General features: G+C 60.3%; 22 protein-coding genes. 11 read left to right on the top strand and 11 right to left on the bottom strand.

Features of this window, described 5'->3' with window-relative positions; all coding sequences use genetic code 11:
• Positions 1 to 89: 89 nt before the first annotated feature.
• The 3 genes from BMZ66_RS17670 (at position 90) to BMZ66_RS17660 (ending at position 2,735) form a co-directional block, all read left to right on the top strand.
• Positions 90 to 935, top strand: a complete 846-nt coding sequence (locus BMZ66_RS17670) for a hypothetical protein (RefSeq protein WP_092676725.1) — start codon at positions 90 to 92, stop codon at positions 933 to 935.
• 207 nt (positions 936 to 1,142) lie between these two features.
• Positions 1,143 to 2,117, top strand: a complete 975-nt coding sequence (gene rlmF / locus BMZ66_RS17665; RefSeq protein WP_092676723.1) for a 23S rRNA (adenine(1618)-N(6))-methyltransferase RlmF — start codon at positions 1,143 to 1,145, stop codon at positions 2,115 to 2,117.
• Positions 2,118 to 2,231: 114 nt separating this feature from the next.
• Entirely contained in the window at positions 2,232 to 2,735 is a 504-nt protein-coding gene (locus BMZ66_RS17660; protein WP_092676721.1) for a cold-shock protein, read from the top strand.
• 83 nt (positions 2,736 to 2,818) lie between these two features.
• Here BMZ66_RS17660 and BMZ66_RS17655 read toward each other — a convergent pair whose 3' ends face one another.
• From BMZ66_RS17655 to BMZ66_RS17645, 3 genes are all read right to left on the bottom strand, one after another.
• Entirely contained in the window at positions 2,819 to 3,115 is a 297-nt protein-coding gene (locus tag BMZ66_RS17655; RefSeq protein ID WP_092676719.1) for a hypothetical protein, read from the bottom strand.
• A gap of 116 nt (positions 3,116 to 3,231) precedes the next feature.
• Entirely contained in the window at positions 3,232 to 3,624 is a 393-nt protein-coding gene (locus BMZ66_RS17650; protein WP_092676716.1) for a hypothetical protein, read from the bottom strand.
• Positions 3,625 to 3,796: 172 nt separating this feature from the next.
• Positions 3,797 to 6,235, bottom strand: a complete 2,439-nt coding sequence (locus BMZ66_RS17645; protein ID WP_092676714.1) for an outer membrane beta-barrel family protein — start codon at positions 6,233 to 6,235, stop codon at positions 3,797 to 3,799.
• Between the two features lie 225 nt (positions 6,236 to 6,460).
• Between BMZ66_RS17645 and BMZ66_RS17640 the strand changes: the two genes are divergently transcribed.
• From BMZ66_RS17640 to BMZ66_RS17630, 3 genes are all read left to right on the top strand, one after another.
• Positions 6,461 to 7,564, top strand: coding sequence for a sensor histidine kinase (locus tag BMZ66_RS17640; RefSeq protein WP_092676712.1), 1,104 nt, complete (start codon positions 6,461 to 6,463; stop codon positions 7,562 to 7,564).
• 74 nt (positions 7,565 to 7,638) lie between these two features.
• Positions 7,639 to 8,334 (top strand): LytR/AlgR family response regulator transcription factor, encoded by a 696-nt coding sequence (locus tag BMZ66_RS17635; protein WP_092676710.1) that lies wholly within the window; start codon positions 7,639 to 7,641, stop codon positions 8,332 to 8,334.
• An 87-nt stretch (positions 8,335 to 8,421) separates the two neighbouring features.
• Positions 8,422 to 8,937, top strand: coding sequence for a nuclear transport factor 2 family protein (locus tag BMZ66_RS17630; RefSeq protein WP_092676708.1), 516 nt, complete (start codon positions 8,422 to 8,424; stop codon positions 8,935 to 8,937).
• 139 nt (positions 8,938 to 9,076) lie between these two features.
• Here the strand turns inward: BMZ66_RS17630 and BMZ66_RS17625 are convergent, their stop codons facing one another.
• Positions 9,077 to 10,216, bottom strand: a complete 1,140-nt coding sequence (locus BMZ66_RS17625) for a putative sensor domain DACNV-containing protein (RefSeq protein ID WP_092676706.1) — start codon at positions 10,214 to 10,216, stop codon at positions 9,077 to 9,079.
• Positions 10,217 to 10,580: 364 nt separating this feature from the next.
• Here BMZ66_RS17625 and BMZ66_RS17620 point away from each other — a divergent pair, with 364 nt between their 5' ends.
• Positions 10,581 to 10,958, top strand: a complete 378-nt coding sequence (locus BMZ66_RS17620; RefSeq protein ID WP_092676704.1) for a DUF805 domain-containing protein — start codon at positions 10,581 to 10,583, stop codon at positions 10,956 to 10,958.
• Positions 10,959 to 11,087: 129 nt separating this feature from the next.
• On the opposite strand, the gene BMZ66_RS17615 is transcribed toward BMZ66_RS17620, so the two are convergent.
• The 3 genes from BMZ66_RS17615 to BMZ66_RS17605 form a co-directional block, all read right to left on the bottom strand.
• Positions 11,088 to 12,260, bottom strand: a complete 1,173-nt coding sequence (locus BMZ66_RS17615; RefSeq protein WP_234795160.1) for a tetratricopeptide repeat protein — start codon at positions 12,258 to 12,260, stop codon at positions 11,088 to 11,090.
• A gap of 177 nt (positions 12,261 to 12,437) precedes the next feature.
• Entirely contained in the window at positions 12,438 to 13,025 is a 588-nt protein-coding gene (locus tag BMZ66_RS17610) for a YdeI/OmpD-associated family protein (protein WP_092677112.1), read from the bottom strand.
• A 62-nt stretch (positions 13,026 to 13,087) separates the two neighbouring features.
• On the bottom strand, positions 13,088 to 13,885 hold the full coding sequence (locus BMZ66_RS17605; RefSeq protein ID WP_143080266.1) for a hypothetical protein: 798 nt from the start codon (positions 13,883 to 13,885) through the stop codon (positions 13,088 to 13,090).
• 100 nt (positions 13,886 to 13,985) lie between these two features.
• Here BMZ66_RS17605 and BMZ66_RS26280 point away from each other — a divergent pair, with 100 nt between their 5' ends.
• Positions 13,986 to 14,252, top strand: a complete 267-nt coding sequence (locus BMZ66_RS26280) for a DUF5694 domain-containing protein (protein ID WP_369407605.1) — start codon at positions 13,986 to 13,988, stop codon at positions 14,250 to 14,252.
• Positions 14,253 to 14,453: 201 nt separating this feature from the next.
• Positions 14,454 to 15,317 (top strand): hypothetical protein, encoded by an 864-nt coding sequence (locus BMZ66_RS17600; RefSeq protein WP_092676698.1) that lies wholly within the window; start codon positions 14,454 to 14,456, stop codon positions 15,315 to 15,317.
• A 55-nt stretch (positions 15,318 to 15,372) separates the two neighbouring features.
• On the opposite strand, the gene BMZ66_RS17595 is transcribed toward BMZ66_RS17600, so the two are convergent.
• Together BMZ66_RS17595 and lpdA are read right to left on the bottom strand one after the other, a co-directional pair.
• Positions 15,373 to 16,245, bottom strand: coding sequence for a hypothetical protein (locus BMZ66_RS17595; protein ID WP_092676696.1), 873 nt, complete (start codon positions 16,243 to 16,245; stop codon positions 15,373 to 15,375).
• Between the two features lie 20 nt (positions 16,246 to 16,265).
• A complete protein-coding gene (gene lpdA, locus BMZ66_RS17590) occupies positions 16,266 to 17,672 on the bottom strand; it encodes a dihydrolipoyl dehydrogenase (RefSeq protein WP_092677110.1) in 1,407 nt (468 codons plus the stop codon).
• A 247-nt stretch (positions 17,673 to 17,919) separates the two neighbouring features.
• Between lpdA and BMZ66_RS17585 the strand changes: the two genes are divergently transcribed.
• Positions 17,920 to 18,510, top strand: a complete 591-nt coding sequence (locus BMZ66_RS17585; protein WP_092676694.1) for a Crp/Fnr family transcriptional regulator — start codon at positions 17,920 to 17,922, stop codon at positions 18,508 to 18,510.
• A gap of 119 nt (positions 18,511 to 18,629) precedes the next feature.
• Positions 18,630 to 18,992 carry a DUF4260 domain-containing protein gene (locus tag BMZ66_RS17580; RefSeq protein ID WP_092676692.1) on the top strand — a complete coding sequence of 121 codons (363 nt, stop codon included), beginning with the start codon at positions 18,630 to 18,632 and terminating at the stop codon, positions 18,990 to 18,992.
• A 15-nt stretch (positions 18,993 to 19,007) separates the two neighbouring features.
• Here BMZ66_RS17580 and BMZ66_RS17575 read toward each other — a convergent pair whose 3' ends face one another.
• Entirely contained in the window at positions 19,008 to 19,868 is an 861-nt protein-coding gene (locus tag BMZ66_RS17575) for an SDR family oxidoreductase (protein WP_092676689.1), read from the bottom strand.
• A gap of 175 nt (positions 19,869 to 20,043) precedes the next feature.
• On the bottom strand, positions 20,044 to 20,913 hold the full coding sequence (locus BMZ66_RS17570; protein ID WP_092676687.1) for an AraC family transcriptional regulator: 870 nt from the start codon (positions 20,911 to 20,913) through the stop codon (positions 20,044 to 20,046).
• Between the last annotated feature and the right edge of the window lie 8 nt (positions 20,914 to 20,921).

The following is a 20,921-nucleotide window of genomic DNA, read 5'->3' as shown; positions in this document are numbered from 1 at the left end:
TAAATAAACAGGAGTTTTGCACGGAACCGTTACATTTAACGACAGCCCGCCGGGAATCAAATTCCAGTTATTCCGGGTTAGGTTTGCTCATGAAGCATTTTCTACTTGCCCTGTTGCTGTGGCTACCCTGGCCACTGCAGGCCCTGGTGCCCCTCGAACCCCTGCAAATTGCCGAGCAGTTTGTGGCCCCCACTGGCTGGCCGGAAATGAAGGAATATTTATGCTGCGAAGCCGCAGGCCAAGCCAAGCGCGAAACGCTGGGCCAGCAGATTCCGCCACAGCTGCGTCGCACCTGCCAGCTGGTGCAGCAAGGGCTCAGCACCGCCGTGGTGGCCGTGGAGCTACGCGACTCCGTGGAGCGCCGCGACTTTTACCTGCACTTCACCAAGGAAGCGGGCGCTTGGAAGCTGCTCGCCATCCGCAACCTGGCCATGACGCACCTCGGGCCGCCCATGGTGGAATTACTCGCAGGCATGTCGCCGGCCGAAGTAGCCGATTACGACCAGAAACATCCCGACGCCAGCCACGCCTTCACCCTGGGCAACCTCCGCCTGTGGACCAGCGCCGACGCCGACATCGCCGGCCACTTCGCCCGCAACCGAACCGATTTTCAGAAACTGCTGCGCCTGGTGCAGGCCGGCAAGTACTTCGCCCCAACCCGCTCGGCCGGCGGTGCCAGCGTTGCCAACGGCGAAAAAGCCGCCAACGCCAACCCCGCCGTGCACACGCTGCTCCGCAAGCTGTTTCTGGCCCAGGTGACGCGCCGCGAAACCAACTGCGACAGCTGCCTGGAGTTTGTGATTGGCGGCAAAGTAGACAGCACGGTGGGCTTGCTCTATCAGCCCAAAGCGGCTTTGCTGCCGCCCATGGACCCCGAGCATTTCATCGTGCTCAAAGCGTTGGGCGAAGGATGGTATTTGTATAAGACAGCCTAAAGCGGATTTAAGTAGCGCGACCGTGCCCGGCAGGGACTTTGTAGTTCGCGTCCCCGCGCCGTTTGCAAATCGTTCGGGTGTCGTTCTGGCACGCGAACTACAGAGTCCCTGCCGGGCACGGTCGCGCTACTGCCTACTCGAAACGTTCTCCTCCCCACGTTCCGCAGCCACATCCGGTACCTTTGCGGCTTCAATGCCCTGCTCCTTATGAAGCCACCCCTCCCCGCTCCTGCCCTGGAAAAAGACCAGCTGCACCCGCGCAACCCGCACCGCGCGCCCTACGATTTTCCGCAGCTCACGCAGCACAGCCCCGAGCTAGCCGCTTTCGTGAAGCCCAACCAGTACGGCAACCTATCGATTGATTTTGCCAATCCTACTGCCGTGAAAGCCTTAAATAAGGCGCTGCTGCGGCAGTTCTACGGCATAGAGTTTTGGGACATCCCAAAGGGCTACCTCTGCCCGCCCATTCCCGGCCGGGCCGATTACGTGCACTACCTGGCCGACCTGCTGGCCGAAAGCAACGGCGGCGTCCTGCCGCCCGGCCAGGAAATCACTGTGCTCGACGTGGGCGTGGGCGCCAACTGCATTTACCCCATCATTGGGCGGTGTGCCTACGGCTGGCATTTTGTGGGGTCCGATGTCGACGGCGTGGCCGTGCGCGCCGCCCAGCAGATTGAGGCAGCCAACCCCGCCCTGGCCGGCGCCATCGAGGCCCGGCTGCAGCCCGCCCGCACCCGCATTTTCGACGGCCTCATTCAAGCCGGCGAGTTGTTCGACCTCACCATGTGCAACCCGCCATTTCATGCATCGGCCGCTGCTGCCGCCGCTGGCAGCCAACGCAAAACCAGCAACTTGGGCACCGGCCGTAGCTCCCGCCCGGCCCTGAACTTTGGCGGGCAAAACAACGAGCTGTGGTGTGAGGGCGGCGAGGCGGCCTTTATTCGCCGCATGGTGCAGGAAAGCGGCCGGCGGCCCCGCTCCTGCTACTGGTACACCAGCTTGGTTTCTAAAAAAGAAACCCTGCCCGGCGTGTACCGGGCCCTGAAAACGGCCGGTGCCACTGATGTGCGCACCATCGACATGGCCCAGGGACAGAAAAAAAGCCGGCTAGTGGCCTGGACTTTCCTCAGTCCCGCCCAGCAAGCCAAGTGGCGAGCCGAGCGGTGGGCAACAATTCAGTAGCGGAGCCGCGGAAAGGGGCTTAATATTGCGTATCTTCGTAGCAATCCACTCCTCTGTTTTGTTCCTCTACTTCAATTAGGAAAAACAGATACAATGATTTAGCAGTACAAAACTATGGGTAGGTCACAAGAGACTTTTGGTAAAAAGGACAACGAAAAAAAGCGCGCTAAGAAGAAAACCGAGAAGGAAGAGCGCAAAGCTGAGCGCCAGGCAAACGCCAAGGCCGGCCAGCCGCTGGAAGAAATGTTTGCTTACGTCGACGAAGATGGCAACATCTCTGCCACCCCGCCAGACCCCAAGAAGAAGCGCATCATCAAGGATGAGGACATTCAGATTGGAGTGGCCCGCCGCACCGATGACGACGACGACGACCCCGTGCGCACCGGCATCGTGAGCTTTTTCAACGATTCGAAAGGCTACGGTTTTATCAAAGACCAGACAACCCAGGAAAGCATTTTCGTGCACGCCAACGGCCTGGCCAGCGGCCCCATTGGCGAAAACGACAAGGTGACGTTTGAAGTAGAGATGGGACCCAAAGGCCCCAACGCTGTGCGCGTGAAGAAAGCCAGCGCTACACCGCCTCCGGCTCCCGCCGCCCCGGCTGCGCCCGCCGCTTAGTCACAATCAGCAACAAAAAAGAGGCGGACGCTCCCGGAGCGTCCGCCTCTTTTTTGTGGGCATTGGGTTGGCGCAGAAAAGCGCTAGGCCTGGTTTTCTTCGGCACCGTCCATGGCGCTTAGGCTCTGCTCGGCGGCGTTTGCATCAGACGATGTGTCGGTGGCCGTGGCGGCGGCTTGACCGCGGCGCTTGTTGAGGTAGCTCAGGCCGAGGGCCACCAGGGCCGCGCCGCCTACCACTTTGGAAGTGGTGCTCAGCCCGCCAATGCTGTTGGCGGTGCCTCTACCGAACTTTTTGAGCGACTTGGTGGCGCCGCCCAGGATGGAAGTCTTCTTGCCGGCTTTGGTTTTCACGGCCTTATTTTTCTTGGTCTTTTTCATAGCAGTTTGGGGAGGGTATGAGAATCTGTTTGTGGTACGAGCGAAACTATTAACTGGTCGTTCGCCAGCTATCGAAAAGCATCGGGCCAGCGCTGCGAAAGGGCTGAGGATGCTTTTTAGTCCTCGTGTTTGGTCTTGGGTGGCTTCCGGCTTTTGCGGGCGGCGCTGGGCTTGCTGGCCGGGGCAGCGGCTTCGTCGTCGGAAAAATCGGCCGCGGCAAGCCGGGCAAATTCGGGGCTGGAAGCTATTGGCGCGGCCTTTTTGTCCTCGGATTTGTCGGGCTTTGGGGCATCGGCTTTGTCATTCGAGTCGAATTCCATCTTAGCCAGGTAGGTGAGGCCAGCGGCCAGGAGGGCAAGGCCGCCCACTATCTTCTGGCCGGTGCTGAGCTTGTACACCTCCTTGGTCACCTTCCGGAACTTGCGCACCGACACGGCCGCAGCGTCCAGCAGGTCTTCCGACACTTCTTCTTTTAGCGAGTGCTTCTTTTTCTTTTTGCCTTTGCCCATGATGATAAGAGGTGAAACGGGTGAAGTATAGGAAAGCCCTAGCCCGTTGGGGAGCGGGGGCGCTACTGCACTCCACTCTCCAACGGGCTAGGTTATTCGCAAGGCTGGCAGATAAGGTTTCCCCGGTGGCCCGGCCCTGGCTTCACGGAGCTGCGGCTGGGGCACCTGTGGCTTAGTTGTCCATGCGCGATTTCTCGCCTTCGATGCCCGTGCTGCGGCGCTGGCTGGCTTTCACGTTCTTGTTGCCAAACTTGTAGCTGAAGTTGAGTTTCACGAAGCGGCTTTCGGTTTGGTCCACGTTGCGGGAGTTGATGCCGTTGGCGAGCACGCTGTAGCGGTTTTGCTGGGTGTTGAAGACGTCCGTCACGTTGAGGGTGAGCGTGCCCAGGTCCTTCAGCACCGATTTTGAGATGCCAAACCCAGTGTAGAAGCGGGATTTGAAAGCCACGCCGCCGAAGGTCAGGGGCGACATGTACATGCCCGATACTTCGGCCTTGAGGCCTTTGGCCAGCGCGAGGGTGTGGTTGGTGGAGAGCATGGCGGCCGGGCGGGCGTTGCGCAGGCCCACGCTGCCGTCGTTCACCTTGGCAAAAGAGAAGCCCGCGGTGGTAACGGTGGTCCATTTGCCGTTGAGTAAGGGCTTCATCAGGGTCATGCTGCCGTCGAGCGATTCGGCGCTGCGGAAGTTACCGAAGGAATTGACTACCACTTGGGTGGCGTCGTCTTTCCGATAGGTTTCGATGAGCACATCGGTGTGATGGCCGTAGCTGAGCGAGGTGCTGAGCAGGCTGCTGTAGGAGTGCGTGAACTCGAAGTTGTGCGAGAAGGACGGGCGGATGTTGGGGTTGCCCTGGGCGTAGCGATACTGGCTGATGTAGTTTACGAAGGGGTTCACGATGCCGAAGCGGAAGCGGTCAATCTTGCGGCTGTAGGAGAAGCCGAGCTGCACTTTCTCCGACTGATTGTACTGAGCCGAAAAGCTGGGGAAGAAGTTGAGGTAGTGGCGCTCGTTGGTTTGGTTGAGGGTGAGCGAGGTGCCGGTGGTGTTGGTTTGCTCGGCGCGCAGGCCCACCTGCACCTCCGTTTTCTTGATACTGCGGCTGTAGGTGGCGTAGGCGGCGTTGATGTTTTCGCGGTAGATGAAGTGGTTGGTCTTGCCCAGGTCCAGGGTCCAGGGCTGGCCGGCGGGCGCCTGCTCCCAGCGGATGTCGTTGTCGGTGGTGGTGAAGGTGGTTTTGAGGCCGGCTTCGAGGTTGCCTTTGTAGAAAGGCTGCGAATAGTCAGCCGAGAGGGATTTTACGGAGTTGCTGGCGGGCGAATTGTCGCGCAGAAAATCGGGGTTCTGGCCGGTGCTGAACTCGTCGGTGAAGGACGTGGCGTAGGTGTTGCCCGAAGCTTTGTTGTAGCCGAAATAGTCGGCGTTGAGGCGCAGTTCCTTGCCCAGGGTATCGAGCTTGGTTTTGTAGTAGAGGTTCACCGAAGGGCTCAGGACTTTGGCCGTGCCCACGGTATTCACCACCGACTCGCTTAGAGGCAGGCCGCGGGTGGTATTGAGCTCGGCGGTGTTCTGGCCGTCGCGACTGCGGGTGCTCAGCATGCCTTTCAGCAGCACACCCGCCGAGCTGTTTTTGCTGAGGTCGTAGTCCAGGCCGGCGCGCAGGGAATTGCTGGCGTTGCGACGGGTTTCGAGGCCATTTTCCTGGAGCTGGGTTTCGCTAGTGGCCGAGCGCACGGCGCGGGTGGTGGCGTAGGTTTTGCTTTCGAGCCGGTCGAGGCCGCCATAGATGTTGAGGCGGTCGGCGCGGTGGTTGAGGGTGAGGCCGGCGTTGTAGCGGCCGTAGCGCCCGGCGCCGGTGCCAGCCGTGAGGACGCCATTGGTGCCAAATTTGCGGCTTTTGGTGGTGATGATATTGATGACGGCGGCTCCCTGGGCGTCGTATTTGGCCGAGGGGTTGGCGATGACTTCCACCTTGTCGAGCGTGCTGCCGGGCATGGCGCTGAGCATGCTTTTCAGCTCCTCGCCGCTTAGGTTGGTGTATTTGCCGTCGAGCAGCACGGTCACGGTTTTGCCGCGCAGGCTGTAGCCGGCGCCGCTTTCCAGCACGCCGGGGGCGCGGCTCAGCACGTCGTGGGCGGTGCCGCCGGCGGCGATGGGACTGGCGGCTACGTTGAGCACCAGCTTGTCGGCCCGCTGCTCGATGAAGGCCTTGGTGGCGGTTACGGTCACGCCGGCCAGCACGTGGCGGTCGGCGGCCAGGGCCAGGGGCGCTACTGCGGTGCTGCGGCCCGCCGCTACGGCCACCGCCACGGGCGCCGATTCCTTGTAGCCCAGGTAGCGCACCAGCAGGGTGTACTGCCCGGCGGGCACCCCGGCCAGGCTGAAGGCGCCTTTGTCGGTGGTCATCGTGCTCAGCGCGTTCTGGGCATCGACGGGCAGCAGGATTACGGTGGCAAACGCCAGGGGCTCGCGGGAAAGGCTGTCGGCTACGGTGCCGGCCACGGAGCCAAGGGCGGCGGGAGTGGCTTGCGCAGCGGCCGTTTGGGCAATGGCCAGGCTAGGAGCGGCAGCCAGGGCACCAACGAGAAGCAGGGAGTTGAAAGCGTTTTTCATGGTGTTTGAGGGAAGAAGGTTTCAAGGGGAGCCCCGCCGCCAACCGGCTGGGAATGGGACAAAGCAACGGACCTCAAACCCCCTCTTTTGGCTTTATTCGACCATTCCCGGTCCGATTTCGACCAAGCTGACCGCGCCATTTTTTAGTCGAAAAAATCCCCGCATTGGTCGAAAACGGCCCCTGTTCATGCCGATACCCCGCCGAAAAGCTGCCACCTTCGTTCCATGCAACCTGCCCCCCCAATTGACCGGCCCAGCCGCTTCCCGCTGTTCTTCGAAATCCTGATTTGGACGCTCTATGTGGGCCTGTTCAAGTACGGTCATTTTCTGGACGAGGCAATTACCCCGCACCGGTCCATGGGCCGCGACCTGTTTCCTTACCCCCAGTTCGTGCTGTTTGGGCTACTCTCTACGCTGTATGTGGTGCCATTCTACCGGCTGCTGGTGCCTGGGCTCATTCGGCAGCGGCGCTACGCCATTCTGGGCGTGGGCTCAGTGCTCTACCTGTGGTGGGGCATCAAGCTGAATACCTGGCTGGCGGCGGTGCTGCTGGTCCCCTTTGCCGCCCCACCCGTGCTGGCCGATTTTTACCAATCATACGCCACTACCAGCCTGCAACAACTGCTCAGCGTAGCCAATCCGCACCTCAGCCTGCTCTTCACCGACCTGCTGGCCTTTAGCTGCGTGGCCTTCGTGCGTCTGGCTTTCGAGCAGGAATACCGCCGCCGCCACCTCGAAAAAGACCACCTGGCCCTGCAGTTGGAGCAGCTCAAGAGCCAGCTGCAGCCCCACTTCTTGTTCAACACCCTCAACAGCATCTATGGCCTCAGCCTGGCTGGCTCGCCCGAAACGCCGCGCTTCATCCTGCTGCTCTCGGAGCTGATGCGCTACGTGCTCTACGACAGCGGCAAGGAGTACATTGCGCTGCCCGAGGAAGTCACGTTTCTTGATAACTACTTCGAGATGGAGCAACGCAAGTACGCTGGCGCCCGCATTGCCCTCACCACCGTGGGCGAGACCGGCGGCCTGCAGGTGCCGCCCCTGCTGCTGCTGCCGCTGGTAGAAAACAGCTTCAAGCACGGCCGCCACCACTATTCCGACGCGGCCACGGTGGAGGCCACCCTCACGGCGACGCCGGGGCTGCTGCGGTTCGTCATCGAGAATGATATGTTGCCGGAGGCGCCAGCTGCTTCGCCCCGCCGCAGCGGAGGCATAGGACTGGTGAACATCCGCCAGCGGCTGAATCTGTATTACCCCAACGCCCATGAACTGGTGCTGTCCGAGCAAAACGGCCGGTACCGGGCCGAGCTTACCTTGCACGTTTCGTAGCGTGGACTTTTAGTCCGCGCGTGGCAGGTCCATTGTTGCTTTTACTCGCGGAATAAAAGTCCGCGCTACATCTTATGTCCTCCTCCCCCATCCGCTGCCTGATTGTTGATGATGAGCCGCTGGCCCACCAGGTGCTCACGCAGTTCATTGCCCAAACGCCGGGCCTTACCCTCAGCGGGAAATGCCGCAACGCCATGGAGGCCCACGACCACTTGCTGCAATACCCCGTGGATTTGATGTTTCTGGACATTGAGATGCCGCTCATCACCGGCCTCAATTTCCTCAAAACCCTTAAGCATCCGCCCAAAACCATCCTCACCACGGCCTACCGCGAGTATGCTTACGAGGGATTTGAGCTGGACGTGCTAGACTACCTGCTCAAGCCCTTCAGCTACGAGCGGTTTGTGAAAGCCACGGCCCGCTACCAGCCGGCCGCCGCCCCCGCCCCAGACCCAGCCGATGAGAAGCACCTGCTGCTAAAGGACCAGGGCGGCCTGCTCAAGGTGCGCCACCGCGACATTCTGTACGTGGAAGGCTGCAAGGACTACGTTAAGATTGTGACCCCGACCAAAACCTACCTGCACCACGAAACCATGAAGGAAATGGCCGATATTCTGGGTGAGCCCTTCGTGCGGGCGCACCGCTCCTTCATTGTGGCCGCGGCCCATATTAAGCTGCTACAGCCCGAGCAGGTGCTGCTGAACGATGGCAGCGTGATTCCCATTGGCAACTCCTACAAGTCAGATTTGCTGGCGTATTTCAAGAAGTAGCACGCTTAATTCGATGCTTTCCAATGAGGCATCTTAGCGTTTCGAAGCCACACTTATTTCTTCTTTTTTCTGCAAAACCACCTCCCAATGCCAAGTAAACTCTTACCTTTTCTCCTTTTCCTGGGCCTCTCGTGCGGCACTGTTTATGGCCAGACCAAGCGGCCCAAAACCAGTGCCGCACCGGCACCGCAAGCGGCGGCACCCTATAAAGCTGCAGCTCAAGGCGAGCTGTACCAAAAAGTAGCAAAGTTGGATGCTGAGATGTTTGCCGCCTTCAATGCCAAAGACGTGGACAAGCTGATGTCCTACTTTGCCGAAAACGTAGAGTTTTACCACGACAAGGGCGGCTTGAGCAACTTCAGCCAAACCAAGGAAGGGTTTGCGCGCCTGTTTGCCCAAACGCCCGATATTAGCCGGACCCTGGTGGCTGGCAGCCTGGAGGTGTACCCCGTCAAGGAGTATGGCGCAATGCACATCGGGGTGCACCGTTTTTGCCACGTCGAAAACGGTAAGGATGACTGCGGCAACTCCAAATTTGTGATGGTGTGGCAGCAGCAAGGCGACGCCTGGAAAATAACCCGAGTAGTGAGCTACGACCACTAAGATGCCTTTTTAGAACGATGTAGAGACGCATAATTGCGTCTCGTCGTTGAACGATGCTTGAGTGATGACGTGCTCACGGCGCGGACGCCGAGACGCCAAGTGTGGCGCCTCTACATCGCTGTGGAGCAACAGGTTGGATTCACAGCAGTAGCACGTCGATGCGGTGGGCGTGTACCTGCTGCAATTCCTCAGACCAGGCGAACACGGTGAAAAAACCGTCTTGAGAAGCCACCAGGGCCAGGGAATCGTGCTGGTCGTGCACAAACTGCGCGGCGGCCAGATGCCGGGTACCGCCGTTTTGGGCTGGGTGCAGCTGCACGGCTTCGCTGCCCACCACGGGCTCGGTGAGCAGCATGGTGTCAACGGGTGTGCCGCCTTGGGCCCGGGCCACCTTGGCCCCAAACGCCAGCAGCTGGTAATCCTGGGTGATGACCGTGGCGCCGTCGACAGCAGTGAACCCGCCCACTACCCCGATGCTGCGGCGCAGCGCATCTTGCCGCCGCCGAGCCGATTGCCCCAGCCGCCGCCGGGTACTGATGCTCTTGAAGGCTGGCGCCACGGGATACGTCAGGGGCTGCACCACCGAGGCCAGCCAGCGGTTTGACCCGGGCGGCACCACCAGCACCAACCCGCCGCGGCCGTGGGCCCGCATGGCCGTGGCAAGCTCCAACAGCACGTGGTCGGTGTGGCCGGTGACCGCCGTGGGCAGGCTCAGGCTGCGACCCGGGAGAAAAGCCTGCAGGGCCGGGCTGTCGCCCCAGCCCTCGTGCCCCTCGTCTACCAGCTGCAGTTGGTCGCCGCGCAGCACGGCTACGTTCACGTACTTGCCAAAGCCGCCGACCCGGCGGTGCTTCACCACCAACAGGCCCGGCTCCACCACTTCCAGCACAAAGCACAGGGGCGGCACCACAGTGGCCGTGCCCCACACGTAGAGTCCGTCTGCGTCGTGCCACACACCTAGGTGAATGCCGGGTTGCTCCACAGCCGGCGCCAGCTTCAGTAGGTTGTAGGGCGTGAGACGGCGGCGCTGGCCAAAAACCAGCGGCTGCCGGGTTTGCTCCGGCGAAAGCAGGGCCAAGGAAATACGCGGCGGGTGCCCTTCCTCCCGGCGCAGGCTGGCCCAAAAGCCCACATCAATCACGGCCTCTACCAAGTGGGCTTCGGGCGGCGCGGCCAGCCGGGAATCCTGCGGCGCACTGTTTGCTCGGTGCCGCGCAAATTGGGCTTCAATCGTAGGCGCCGCCATTCGCGCGGTGAGGTAGGTGGGTTCGGAATGCATGCTGACCAATACGAAGTTTTGAAAAAGTAATCCGTCGTGTTATTAAGGTGAAACCAGGGCCTGAATTGAACTCAGGCTTTTTTAGAGCTTTGCCTTTAAGAATGTCTAAAGAATCACCCAGTCTACCAAAGGAGACTTCTTACCGAAATCAAAATTGACAGGCTACTGACGATATATTTTTTGCCAGCCTAAGCAGCTGATACCATTCGCTTCTATCTTGTCAAATGTTTGATATCAGCATTAAAGCTCTATTGGCTTTCGCCGCTGGTGTCGGAACAGCAAAGTGGAGCCCAGAACCCACTCAAAAAAACGGGGCGTCACCGAAAAGCCTTACGAGTAGGACCTGTCTACCCCTTTTTATTTCATGCAACAATATTTACAAGCACTCCGAAACTACGCTGTCTTTACCGGGCGTGCCAGACGGAAAGAATATTGGATGTTCGTCCTGTTCAACATGCTGTTTGCCTTTGCCGCGGCAATTGCTGACAACATAATCGGCTTCTCAATTGGTGGCCTGGGCTACGGCTACATCTACATGCTTTACACCTTGGCTATGATTGTCCCGGGCATCAGCATTGGGGTGAGAAGGCTGCACGATGTTGGCAAAAGCGGCTGGTTTATGCTCATCCTCTTTATTCCCCTCATCGGCGCTATTTGGTTGCTGGTACTGGCCTGCACCGAAGGCACGCAAGGGGATAGCGAGTACGGCCCAGACCCCAAAGCACCTGCATTCGCTTTTTAAGCGCCGGCAATGAAAACGCAACAGCGGCTGATGCTCCCGGAGCGTCAGCCGCTGTTGCGTTTTGGCCCATGGGTGTCAGCGCGGGCATGTAAAGAAGCTTTTCCCCTTCAACCAACTCCAGAACCGATGTCACGGCTTGGTTTCGGCCAGCCCTCGCTTGATGGTTTGGAAGAGCGGGTTGTCGGGCTTGGACACCTTCTTAAGGTGGGTTTGGGCCGCCAGAAAGTGCGGGCGGGCCACTTTGGGGCGCTTGAGCTGCATATTGAGAATGGCAACGTAAAAATGCAGCAACCCCTGGGCCTCGGGCGTGTTTGGGGCCTTGGCTACTTGGCCACTGAAAAACGATTCGGCCTCGGCCCACTGGTTCTGGGCCTGGTAAATGTCCATGATGTCGGAAAACATCTGGTCATCGGCCGGATTGAGCTGATACAGCCGCGTGGCCCAAGCAGTGGCCTCGGAAGAGCGGTCGGCCACGGCCAGTTCCAGCATGCTGCGCAGCGAGGCATAGTTCTGCGGCTGCAGCTCAAGGCTCTGCTGAACCATTTTCCGCGCTTCGGCCGGTTGCTGTTGCTGGCTGTAAAGCTGACCCAGCATTCGGGCCGCATCGGCTTTCAGGTCCGGTTCGGTGTAGAGCTGGAAGGCCGTTTGGGCATGAGGTGTGGCCTCGGCCGGTTTTTGCAGCTGCAGGAGGGCGTAGGCCAGGTTGTAGTGCGAAGTGGGATACTGTGGGTTTAGGGCAATGGATTTTTCCAGCGGCGCAACGCTGAGCTGCGCTTGGTTTTGCACCAAGTGGGCATACCCTACGGCGTAATGGGACATAAAATCGCCCAACTGGTGGGCATGGGCTTGCTCATAGTTTTTAACCACCAGGTTCAATAGCTCGGCATCGGTCTTGTCGCCCTGGCCGCAGTGGCACATCACCATCTGGTAGTAATAATCGGCCAGTCCTTTGTGGAGGCGGTAGTCTTGCGGAAATCGTTTTTTCAGCTGTCCAATCCGCTGCGGAATGTCGACGAGGTGCATGTTGTAGTTGCCCTCTTTGCCACGCAGCTGCTCCACGGTTTCGCCGGGAGCCAGGTCCTTGAGCGCAAAACCTCGGAAGCCGAGGGTTAACAAGTAGTAGTCGAGCAGCAGCTTTTCCTTCTGCAAGAACACTTCAGGCTGTTGGTCTTTGGGGTCGGCTTTGTCCAGAATCTGGTAGGCAGACTCGTATTTTTTACTCCCTTCTAGCTTGGCCGCCTGCGCCAGGGCCGCAGTGCTTCCGGGCTGACTAGAGGCCGGTTGTGCCAGCACCAACAACATAGACAAAAGCCAACAGTACCGAATATAAAAAAGCATTGTCCGAAGCTGCTCAAGGAAAAATAGAAGGGCGAAGCTAACCATAAAAAGAGGCGAAAGCTCCCGCTGCTTTCGCCTCTTTTCGACGCTAAATGCGCTGGCCTATTTCATTGCCTTTCGTTGCACCAATAGGAGATGCGTTTACTCCCGGTCGAGGTTGGCGCGCTTGTTCAAGGCGGCCAAGCGCACGGTTTCGGCCACCCGCCGGGCGCGGGTTTCGGACTGTTTGGCGCCCAGCACCCAAGTCAGAATTGCCTTGCGGCCCGAGGAGGAGAAGGCGGCGAAATTGGCTTGCGCCGTGGCATCAGCGGCCAAGGCGGCGGCCAAGTCGTCGGGCACGGCACCGGCTTCGGCGGCGTCCAGGCTTTCCCAGGCGCCGTTTTGCCTGGCAATGGCAATGGCAGCCAGGCCGGCGGGCATGAGCAGCCTAGCGGCTTCGAGGCGCTCCAGTCGCTCCTTGTTGACCTTGCTCCAGCCGCTACGGGGCTTGCGCGGCGTGAAGAGCAGCTGCGTCCGGTCTGCGTCGAGCTTGCGCGGGTGCGAGTCTATCCAGCCGAAACAGAGGGCTTCTTCCACGGCCTCGGGGTAGGTGACGCTGGGCTGGCCGCTGGCTTTTTTGAAGTACACCAGCCACACACCGGGGCTGCTGGTGTGGTGCTCGGCCAGCCACTGCCGCCACTCGGCGCGGCTGGTGGGCTGGGCTTGGGGGTAGGCGTCGGTGCGAGGCATGGCGGGGCGCGAAAGCTGCAAAGTGAAACTGGCTTTTAATACTAGCTGGGAGTATTAGAGGATTACTTCCCGACCCGAAATACCCGGCCACCCTGGTAGCGGTAGCGGCCCGCCGCGAGCTTGGTAAGGTCATTGTCGCCGTTGTCGCGGCCGAGGCCTTCTGCTTCGCCCACCACAATGTCGCGCTTCAATTCGATGCGGCGCACCCAGCCGGTGGTGCGCTCGTAGTCGGGGTCGTGGGTGCGGCCGTCGGGCTCGTCGTTGTCGCGGCCGAAGTTTTCGTCTTCTATTTCTGCCAGCGCGCCCAACAGGCGAATGGGCGCCTTCGTTACATCTACCACGCACTTATAGGCCCAGCGACGCCCGCCGCCACTGCCGTAGTGGGAATTGTCAACCGTTACCAGCACCTCGGGGGCGCCGCGGCGGTCTAGGTTGGCGGTGTCGAGCGTTAGGGTGGCGCCGGTCCAGTCATCGCCGTCAAATTCGGGTAGGGCCAGGTCCATTTCCATCCATTGAGCGGCCCGCAGGTTGGTTTTGTAGAAAAGCCGGGGCGCGGCGCCTACTTCCCGCACTTGCATAAAGCCGCCCAGGAGAGTGTCTACCAAAAGGCCGATGGACGGGTCGGGGCGCAAGCCGCTCAGGCTTACCAGCTGCCATGCAAGAGCTACTGGACCTAGGCTGTCGCGCCGGGACGGTGCATCGAGCGGTGCCGGCATGAGGAAAGGCTCAGCCGGCGCCGCTGGCATGGGACCAGGCAAGGCTGCCGCCGAGGTTTCGCCAGCGACACGGTGGGGCGCGGTCCGGGATTCACAGGCGCAGCACAACAGCGTGAGGCCAACCAGAAATTGAGAGCTTAACATCAACCCAAAGATGTAGCACTAACGTGAAAGGCGATGAAAATTTCGGGGCCCTGAAACGTCTGCATTACCATTATATGGGCACCAGTTCGATGTTGAGGGCATTCGGCCGGACCGCCGCATCAGCCTAATAAAAAGGTCAGTCGCCGCGAGTTGTGGCTACGCTCCGGTTTCAGGTCGGCCGCCCAGAAAGTTTTGCGGGGACTCACCTGCATCGGAGTGGTACCGGCGGAACCTCTACATATACTCCCTGGCACAAAAAACCATGACGCCTCAGGACCGAAAGGCCTTCGTGCTCGTGGGCTCCGGCCACGCAGCCATGATGAAGGAGTTCATCGAAGCCGGCCAGCAGTTCCGGTTGAAAGCCTGAAGGACGTGCTGAAGTAGGCTGGGCAATACTTGCAGCGATTGCCCGCCTCTCAACCATGTGGTTGTGCTCTAGAATTCAGGTCACTTTTGGCCTTATTGCTGCCCCCGCAGCTCTTCGGCTTAACCGGCAAGTACCTGCGCAGAACTTACCGGGGCCAGTTAGGGGTTTCAGTAGCCGTCTGGCATCTACTCCAGCTTCTCTATGAAACCATTTGTGGCGCGCGCCGCGCTTTACTGGGGGCTGTTTGCAAGCGCTGTGGGAACCAGCGTGCAACGCCCTGCCCTGCCACCGCTGCCTTTGGCTGCGCACGAGGGCTTTTTGGTGGTGAAAGAGAATGAAGCCTTCTTTGCCCCTGCGCTGGAGCTGGGCACTATCCGGGCCGGCGACGCCGGAGATGAGCTCGATTGCGACTACCTCACCTTGGTGGAGCAGGCCACCGAGCAGGCCCGCCGCCTAGGGGCCAACGTGCTGCAGATTTACGAGCACCGGCACCCCGTGCTATGGGGCAATAATTGCCACCACATCCAAGCCAAAGCGCTACGGGTAATCGACCTGACGCCTTACGAGAAGGAAATACTGTGGCACCCCGAGCGCCACCTCCGGCAGGTTGACTTCAAGGCCCACACCGTGGGCCGGCCCTTCGACGCCGCTACCAGCAGCTTCCTTCGGTACCGGTATTTCAACCGTGCCCGGGAAGGGGTAGCGTTGGTGCGCATTGAAAATGTGTTCGACTGCCACCGCTCCTACTTTAAGGACGTTTATAACGCGGCCTATATTCTCGCCCACGAGCAGGCGCATTTCGATATCAGCGAAATCCATGCGCGCCGCCTGGCCCGGGCCTTGCAGCAACAGGTAAGCAACCTCGAGCAGCTCGACAGCAAGCAGGAACCCCTGTATGAGCAAACCGTAACGGAGCTACGCGCCATGCAAGAGTTGTTCGACCACGATGTGCATCTCAGCGGCCACGCCCACCAAGCTTGGCAGGCCATCATTGCCAGGCAGCTAAGCGCACTAGAGCCGTACGCCAGCAAGACCGTCAGGGTGAAGACTAGAGGGGCTACGTGAATGGTAGAAACTGAAAGCGGCTGAAGCTTCCGTAGCTTCAGCCGCTTTCAGTTTCTTACTTTCCTGCTCGCAATACCTTGCCGTTCTGGTAGCGGTAGCGGCCAGCGGGCAGCTTCGTTAAAGCGCACTCCCCACTTTTGGTGTTGCCGATAGTCCTCACTGGGCCGAGTACTAACTCGCGGCGGCGCACTTTAAAAGTGCGCTTACAGCCAGTGAGTTGTTCGCCTGGCTCAATTTCGTAACCATGCATCGTGGCATATCCTACAAAAGCCTCCTCTTCGGCGGCTAACAATGCCCGAAAAATCAGGATTGGGGTTGAACTGACATCAAGTATGCTTACATGGTCCCAGGCAGTGCCACTACCCGAACCATACGCTGCCGGACGAAACCGCAGCACGAGTTCAGCGGCGCTGCGCCCGTCCAGATTAACGGTATCCAACTCGGTTTCGCCCGATTCCATACCCCAGTGTATGTCCACATCGGGCAAGGCTAGGTCTATTTCCCTCCAAATGGAATCATGGGCGGCTATTTGATAAAACAAGCGCGGCCGTTCGATTCCTTCTACCAAGCGGAACCGGCCCAAATGGGTCGTTGAATAAAGGTTTTTATTTCTGTCCCAGTCGGCATTGAGGCTGTCCCATTCGGCCGTCTTCAACGGCCAGGTTGCCAGCGTATCCGGACCGGTGCGGTCCGTTACTTCCAGCCCCAACAGACCGGTTTCCTCGGGCAGCGCATCGGGCGCCGCGGTCTGCACGGCTGCAACCGGAGCAGCTTTCGGCGTCGGGCTGTCGGCCGGACGACTAGCCTTAGGCGCGGCAACCACCTGTTCTATTGTGCGAGGTCGGTTGCGTTCGCAAGCCAACAGCGAAAATAATACGGCCGCTCCCATAAGGAAGCGGCCGTATCGGATGGAGCCAAAAAGCCACATAACAACGCTGGCTATTCGGATTACATGTGAATCGCCCGGTTCTCCGTAGCCGCCAAGCAGGCTTCTTTCATGGCCTCGGCGTAGGTGGGGTGCGAGTGGCTCATGCGGGCCACGTCCTCGGCGGAGGCGCGGAACTCCATGGCCGTCACGGCTTCGGCGATGAGGTCGGCGATGCGCGGGCCAATCATGTGCACGCCCAGGATTTCGTCGGTCGTTTTGTCGGCCAGCACCTTCACGAAGCCGTCGGTATCGCCGCTGGCGCGGGCCCGGCCGCTGGCTTTGAACGGGAACGAGCCCACTTTGTAGGCCTTGCCCTGCTCCTTGAGCTGCTCTTCGGTGTAGCCCACTCCAGCCACTTCGGGCCAGGTGTACACCACGCCGGGGATGAGCAGGTAGTTGATGTGCGGCTTCTGGCCCACGATGGTTTCGGCCACGAACACGCCTTCTTCTTCGGCCTTGTGGGCCAGCATGGCGCCGCGCACCACGTCGCCGATGGCGTAGATGCCGGGCACGTTGGTTTGCAGGTGCTCGTCGACCTTGATGCGGCCGCGCTCTTCCATTTCGATGCCGGCGGCTTCCAAGTTGAGGCCGGCGGTGTAGGGCACGCGGCCCACGGCCACCAGGCAGTAGTCGCCTTCAAACTTCACCTCCTCCCCTTTCGGGTTGGTGGCGGTCACGGTCACGGTGTCGCCCTCGCGGGTAGCGCCGGTCACTTTGTGGCTGAAGAAAAACTCGATGCCAATTTTGCCCAGCACGCGGCGCAGCTCCTTGCCCAGGCCGCGGTCCATGGTCGGGATGATGCTGTCCATGAATTCCACTACCGACACTTTGGCGCCGAGGCGGGCGTACACGGAAGCCATTTCGAGGCCAATCACGCCGCCGCCTATCACAATCATGTGCTTGGGCACTTCGCGGATGTTCAGGGCCTCGGTGCTGGTGATGATGCGCTCCTTGTCCTGGGCGATGAACGGCAGCACCGTGGGCTTGGAGCCAGTGGCGATGATGACGTTTTTGGTTTCAATCTGCTGGGCCTCGCCGCCCGCCGTGGGCGCGATGCTGATGTGGGTTGCATCAACGAACGAACCCACGCCGGTGAGAACGTCGATTTTGTTCTTTTTCATCAGATAAGAGATGCCGTCGACGTTGGCTTTCACCACGCCGGCCTTGCGGTCTATCATCTGGTTCATGTTCACCCGCAGGTTGTCGAGCTCCACGCCGTGCTCCTTGAAGGCCGTGTGGGCGTTGTGGTAGTGCTCCGACGAGTCGAGCAGGGCCTTGCTAGGGATGCAGCCCACGTTGAGGCAGGTGCCGCCCAGGGTGGGGTATTTCTCGATGAGGGCGGTTTTGAGGCCCAGCTGGGAGCAGCGGATGGCGGCCACGTAGCCCCCAGGACCGGAGCCGATGACAGTGACGTCGTATTGATTCATGAGTAGCGCGTTGATGAAGCGGCACAAAGGTAACACCGCCTTGGGCAGGCGACAGGCAAAATATGGCGTTAGCGAAACGGGGCCTTGATGGCTTTTGGAAGGAGTAGGCAGTAGGAGGTTCGCCCACGGCGGCACCACGTTTTCGCAGCAACAGCCTTTTCTCCTCGAATGGTGTCCCGCACCGAGTGTGGCCAAACGTCCTACTTTAGCAGGGCCACTAGCCTACCGCCCCGAACATACCGCCTCCATGCACCCGCTGCGCGCCTACCTGCACCGTTTCGTACCCGCCCTGACGGATGCCGACTGGCAGCCGCTGGCTGAGGGCCTGCGCCCGTGCCACCTGACCCGCGGGGAGCATTTCGTGCAGGCCGGCGAGCGCCGCCCCGAACTGGCTCTGCTGCTCAGTGGCAGCTGCCGCCTTTACTTCCCACGCCCTGACGGCGAAGAGCGCACCACGTACTTCTTCTTCGAGAACCACCTGCTGGCGGATTATTCCGGCTGCCTGACGGGCCAACCCAGCCAGCTCAGCATTCAGGCGCTTACCGACACCGAGCTGGTTGTCTTCGACTACGCGCTGCTGCGCCGGCTCTACGACGAGCGGCCGGTGTACGAGCGGTTCGGCCGCCTGATGGCCGAATACCACCTGCTCGGCACCGATGCCCGCCTGGTCGAGCACCTGCTGCTCTCGCCCGAAGAGCGCTACCGCGCGCTGCTGGCCAGCGGCAAAACCAAGATTCTGGAGCGCATCCCGCAGCACCTGGTCGCCAACTACCTCGGCGTGACGCCGGTCTCGCTGAGCCGCATCCGGGGGCGGGTGGCACGCACCCGGGGCCAGTAAGCACGGCACCGCGTCGGGGGAGCGCGGCTCATTTCTTAGCTTTTGTTATCGTTGGGCGGGTCTGGGCCAGCGCAATTTTGGGGTGTTCAATGGTATCACCTCACCCCTGCTCTGCACTCATGAAAAACCTGTTAAAAACCGAAGAGCTAGCCGAAGCCCTGTTCGCCCTGGCCGTCTTTGCCCGCCTGCCTTATGCGTGGTGGGTGCTGCCCGCCACCTTCCTACTCCCCGACCTGAGCATGGTCGGCTACCTGGCCGCGCCGCGCGTGGGGGCCGCTTGCTACAATTTTGCGCACCACAAGGCGGTGGCCGTAGCCGTAGGGGTGGCGGGCTGGTGGCTGGGCCTGCCGGCGCTGGAGCTGGCGGGCACAGTGCTGTTCTTCCACAGCGCCGTGGACCGGCTGCTGGGCTATGGCCTCAAGTACGCGACCAGCTTCCGCGACACGCACCTGGGCCACGTGGGGGCCGGTCAGGCGGGATAGCATTTCATTCAACGCCTACAGCTTATACAGCTGCTTCACGCCTTCAACAAGGGATGTGGGCTGGCGGCCCAGAACCGTAGCCAAGTCGGGGCTTACTTCAGATTCCTGACCATGCTTGATATCGGTTATGAACCCTACGGTTCGCTCAATGGCAACTTCCGGCACGCCGCGCTGCCGCATGCCGGCCGCAAACGTGGCGGCTTCGACGGGCATGTAGGTCACCTCTTTTCCGGCTGCCTTGGTCAGGGCAGCGGCAACGTCGTCGAAGGAGTAAGCCTCGCTGCCGGTGAAGTGGTAGGTGCGGGTGCTAAAGTCACGCTCCAGGAGCACTTTGGCAATGGCTTCGCCCATGTCGCTGCGCAGGGCGAAAGTAACTTTGCCCTGGCCCGCGGGCAGGTTGATGCCCGTTTCCAGCACGTTGGGGCCAGTGAACAGAGGCAGCACGTCCATGTACAGGATGTTGCGGAACAGAATATGAGGCAGCCCGCTGGCCTCGATGTACGCTTCCGTATCGAAGTGGCGCACCATAAGCTGGTTGACGAGGGTTTTGGGGTCTTTTAGCGCCCGACTGGTGTAGGCCAGGCACTGCACGCCAGCCCGTTTGGCAGCATCCACTACGTTGTAGTGCCCCTGCAGGGCATCTTCTTCGCCGCCACCCGAAATGAGTAGCACCTGCTCGATGCCTTGCATGGCACGGTCCAGCGCGGCGGGGTCGCCGTAGTCACCCACGCGGATGCTCACGCCTTGGGCCTGCAAGGCAGCGGCTTTGCGCTCGTCGCGCACCAATGCCGCCAGTTGGGTAGCAGGCGTATTTGCCAAAAGAGTTTGCAGCACGGCCATACCTAGCTGGCCGGTTGCTCCGGTTACTAAAATCATAAAAGGGGATTTTGCGTGAAAGAATAGACAAGCAACTTCTGGCGGCGCTACTCATTGGCTCAGTATTGGTCCATCAGAAAGCCTCCTGAAGTTGCTGCTGCAAAATTCCCCACCCGGGCCGCTGGCCGGAATGGCTAGATGGCGGCAGGCTGTGGCGAAAAGGCGGCAAACGCCGCTATCCGGCCTGCCGGTAGGCCGTGGGCGAAAGGCCGGTGCTGTTTTTGAAAAACCGACTGAAAGCAAACTGGTCGGCGAAGTGCAGGCTCGCGGCCACTTCCTGAACGGGCAAGCCGGGTGTTTGCAGCAGGGCCTTGGCTTCCAGCACCACGGCCTCGGCAATCCAATCGCTGGCGGTGCGGCCGGTGGCTTCTTTCACCAGTTCGTTGAGGTGCTTCGGCGTGATGCACAAGGCCGCCGCGTAGAATGCCACGCTGCGGACGGTGGTGCAATGCGCCTGCACTAGCTGCCGGAAGGCCGCCGCCAGCTGCTGGCTTCTGCTTTGGCTGGCCGCGGGCAGCGCTGGGGGCAGGTCGTAGAGGGCGCCAATTTCGTAGAGCAGGCTGTTGAGAATGTTCTTCAAAATGTTGTCCCGCTCTGTGCTGGACGTGTGGTATTTCTGCTGCAGGAAGCGAAAAGACGCCGCCAGATTGGCCGCCTGGGAAGCCGAGAGCTGCAGCACATAGGTGGGCGGCGCCACGAAGAAGCGGAGTTTGCCCGTGGCCGCGTTATGGGTCGTGATAAAGTTCTTGGTAAAAAAAATGGACAGTGTTTCGTATTCATCGGCAATGTGCAGCCACTGCTTGATGACATCCGGCGTGGCCAGAACCAGGCAGTTGGGGCCAACGGCGTAGGTTTCCAGATTCGCCTTAAGCTCGGCCGTGCCCCGCAAGCACAGGCTGATTTTGTAGTAGTCGCCTCGATACGGGCGGTCCAGGGGAATTTTCCGAGTGGCCGGGGCGGCGTAATCGGGAAAGTACACGTCCGCAGGTGCGCCGTCGTGGCTGGAAAATGCCTGCAACTGGTAGGTTGGAATAAGCTCGCTCATCGGGAAGG

Source organism: Hymenobacter arizonensis (assembly GCF_900115775.1).
Lineage (GTDB): Bacteria > Bacteroidota > Bacteroidia > Cytophagales > Hymenobacteraceae > Hymenobacter > Hymenobacter arizonensis.
Note: the sequence above shows the minus strand (reverse complement) of the source record. Positions and strands in the feature narration are given on the sequence as shown.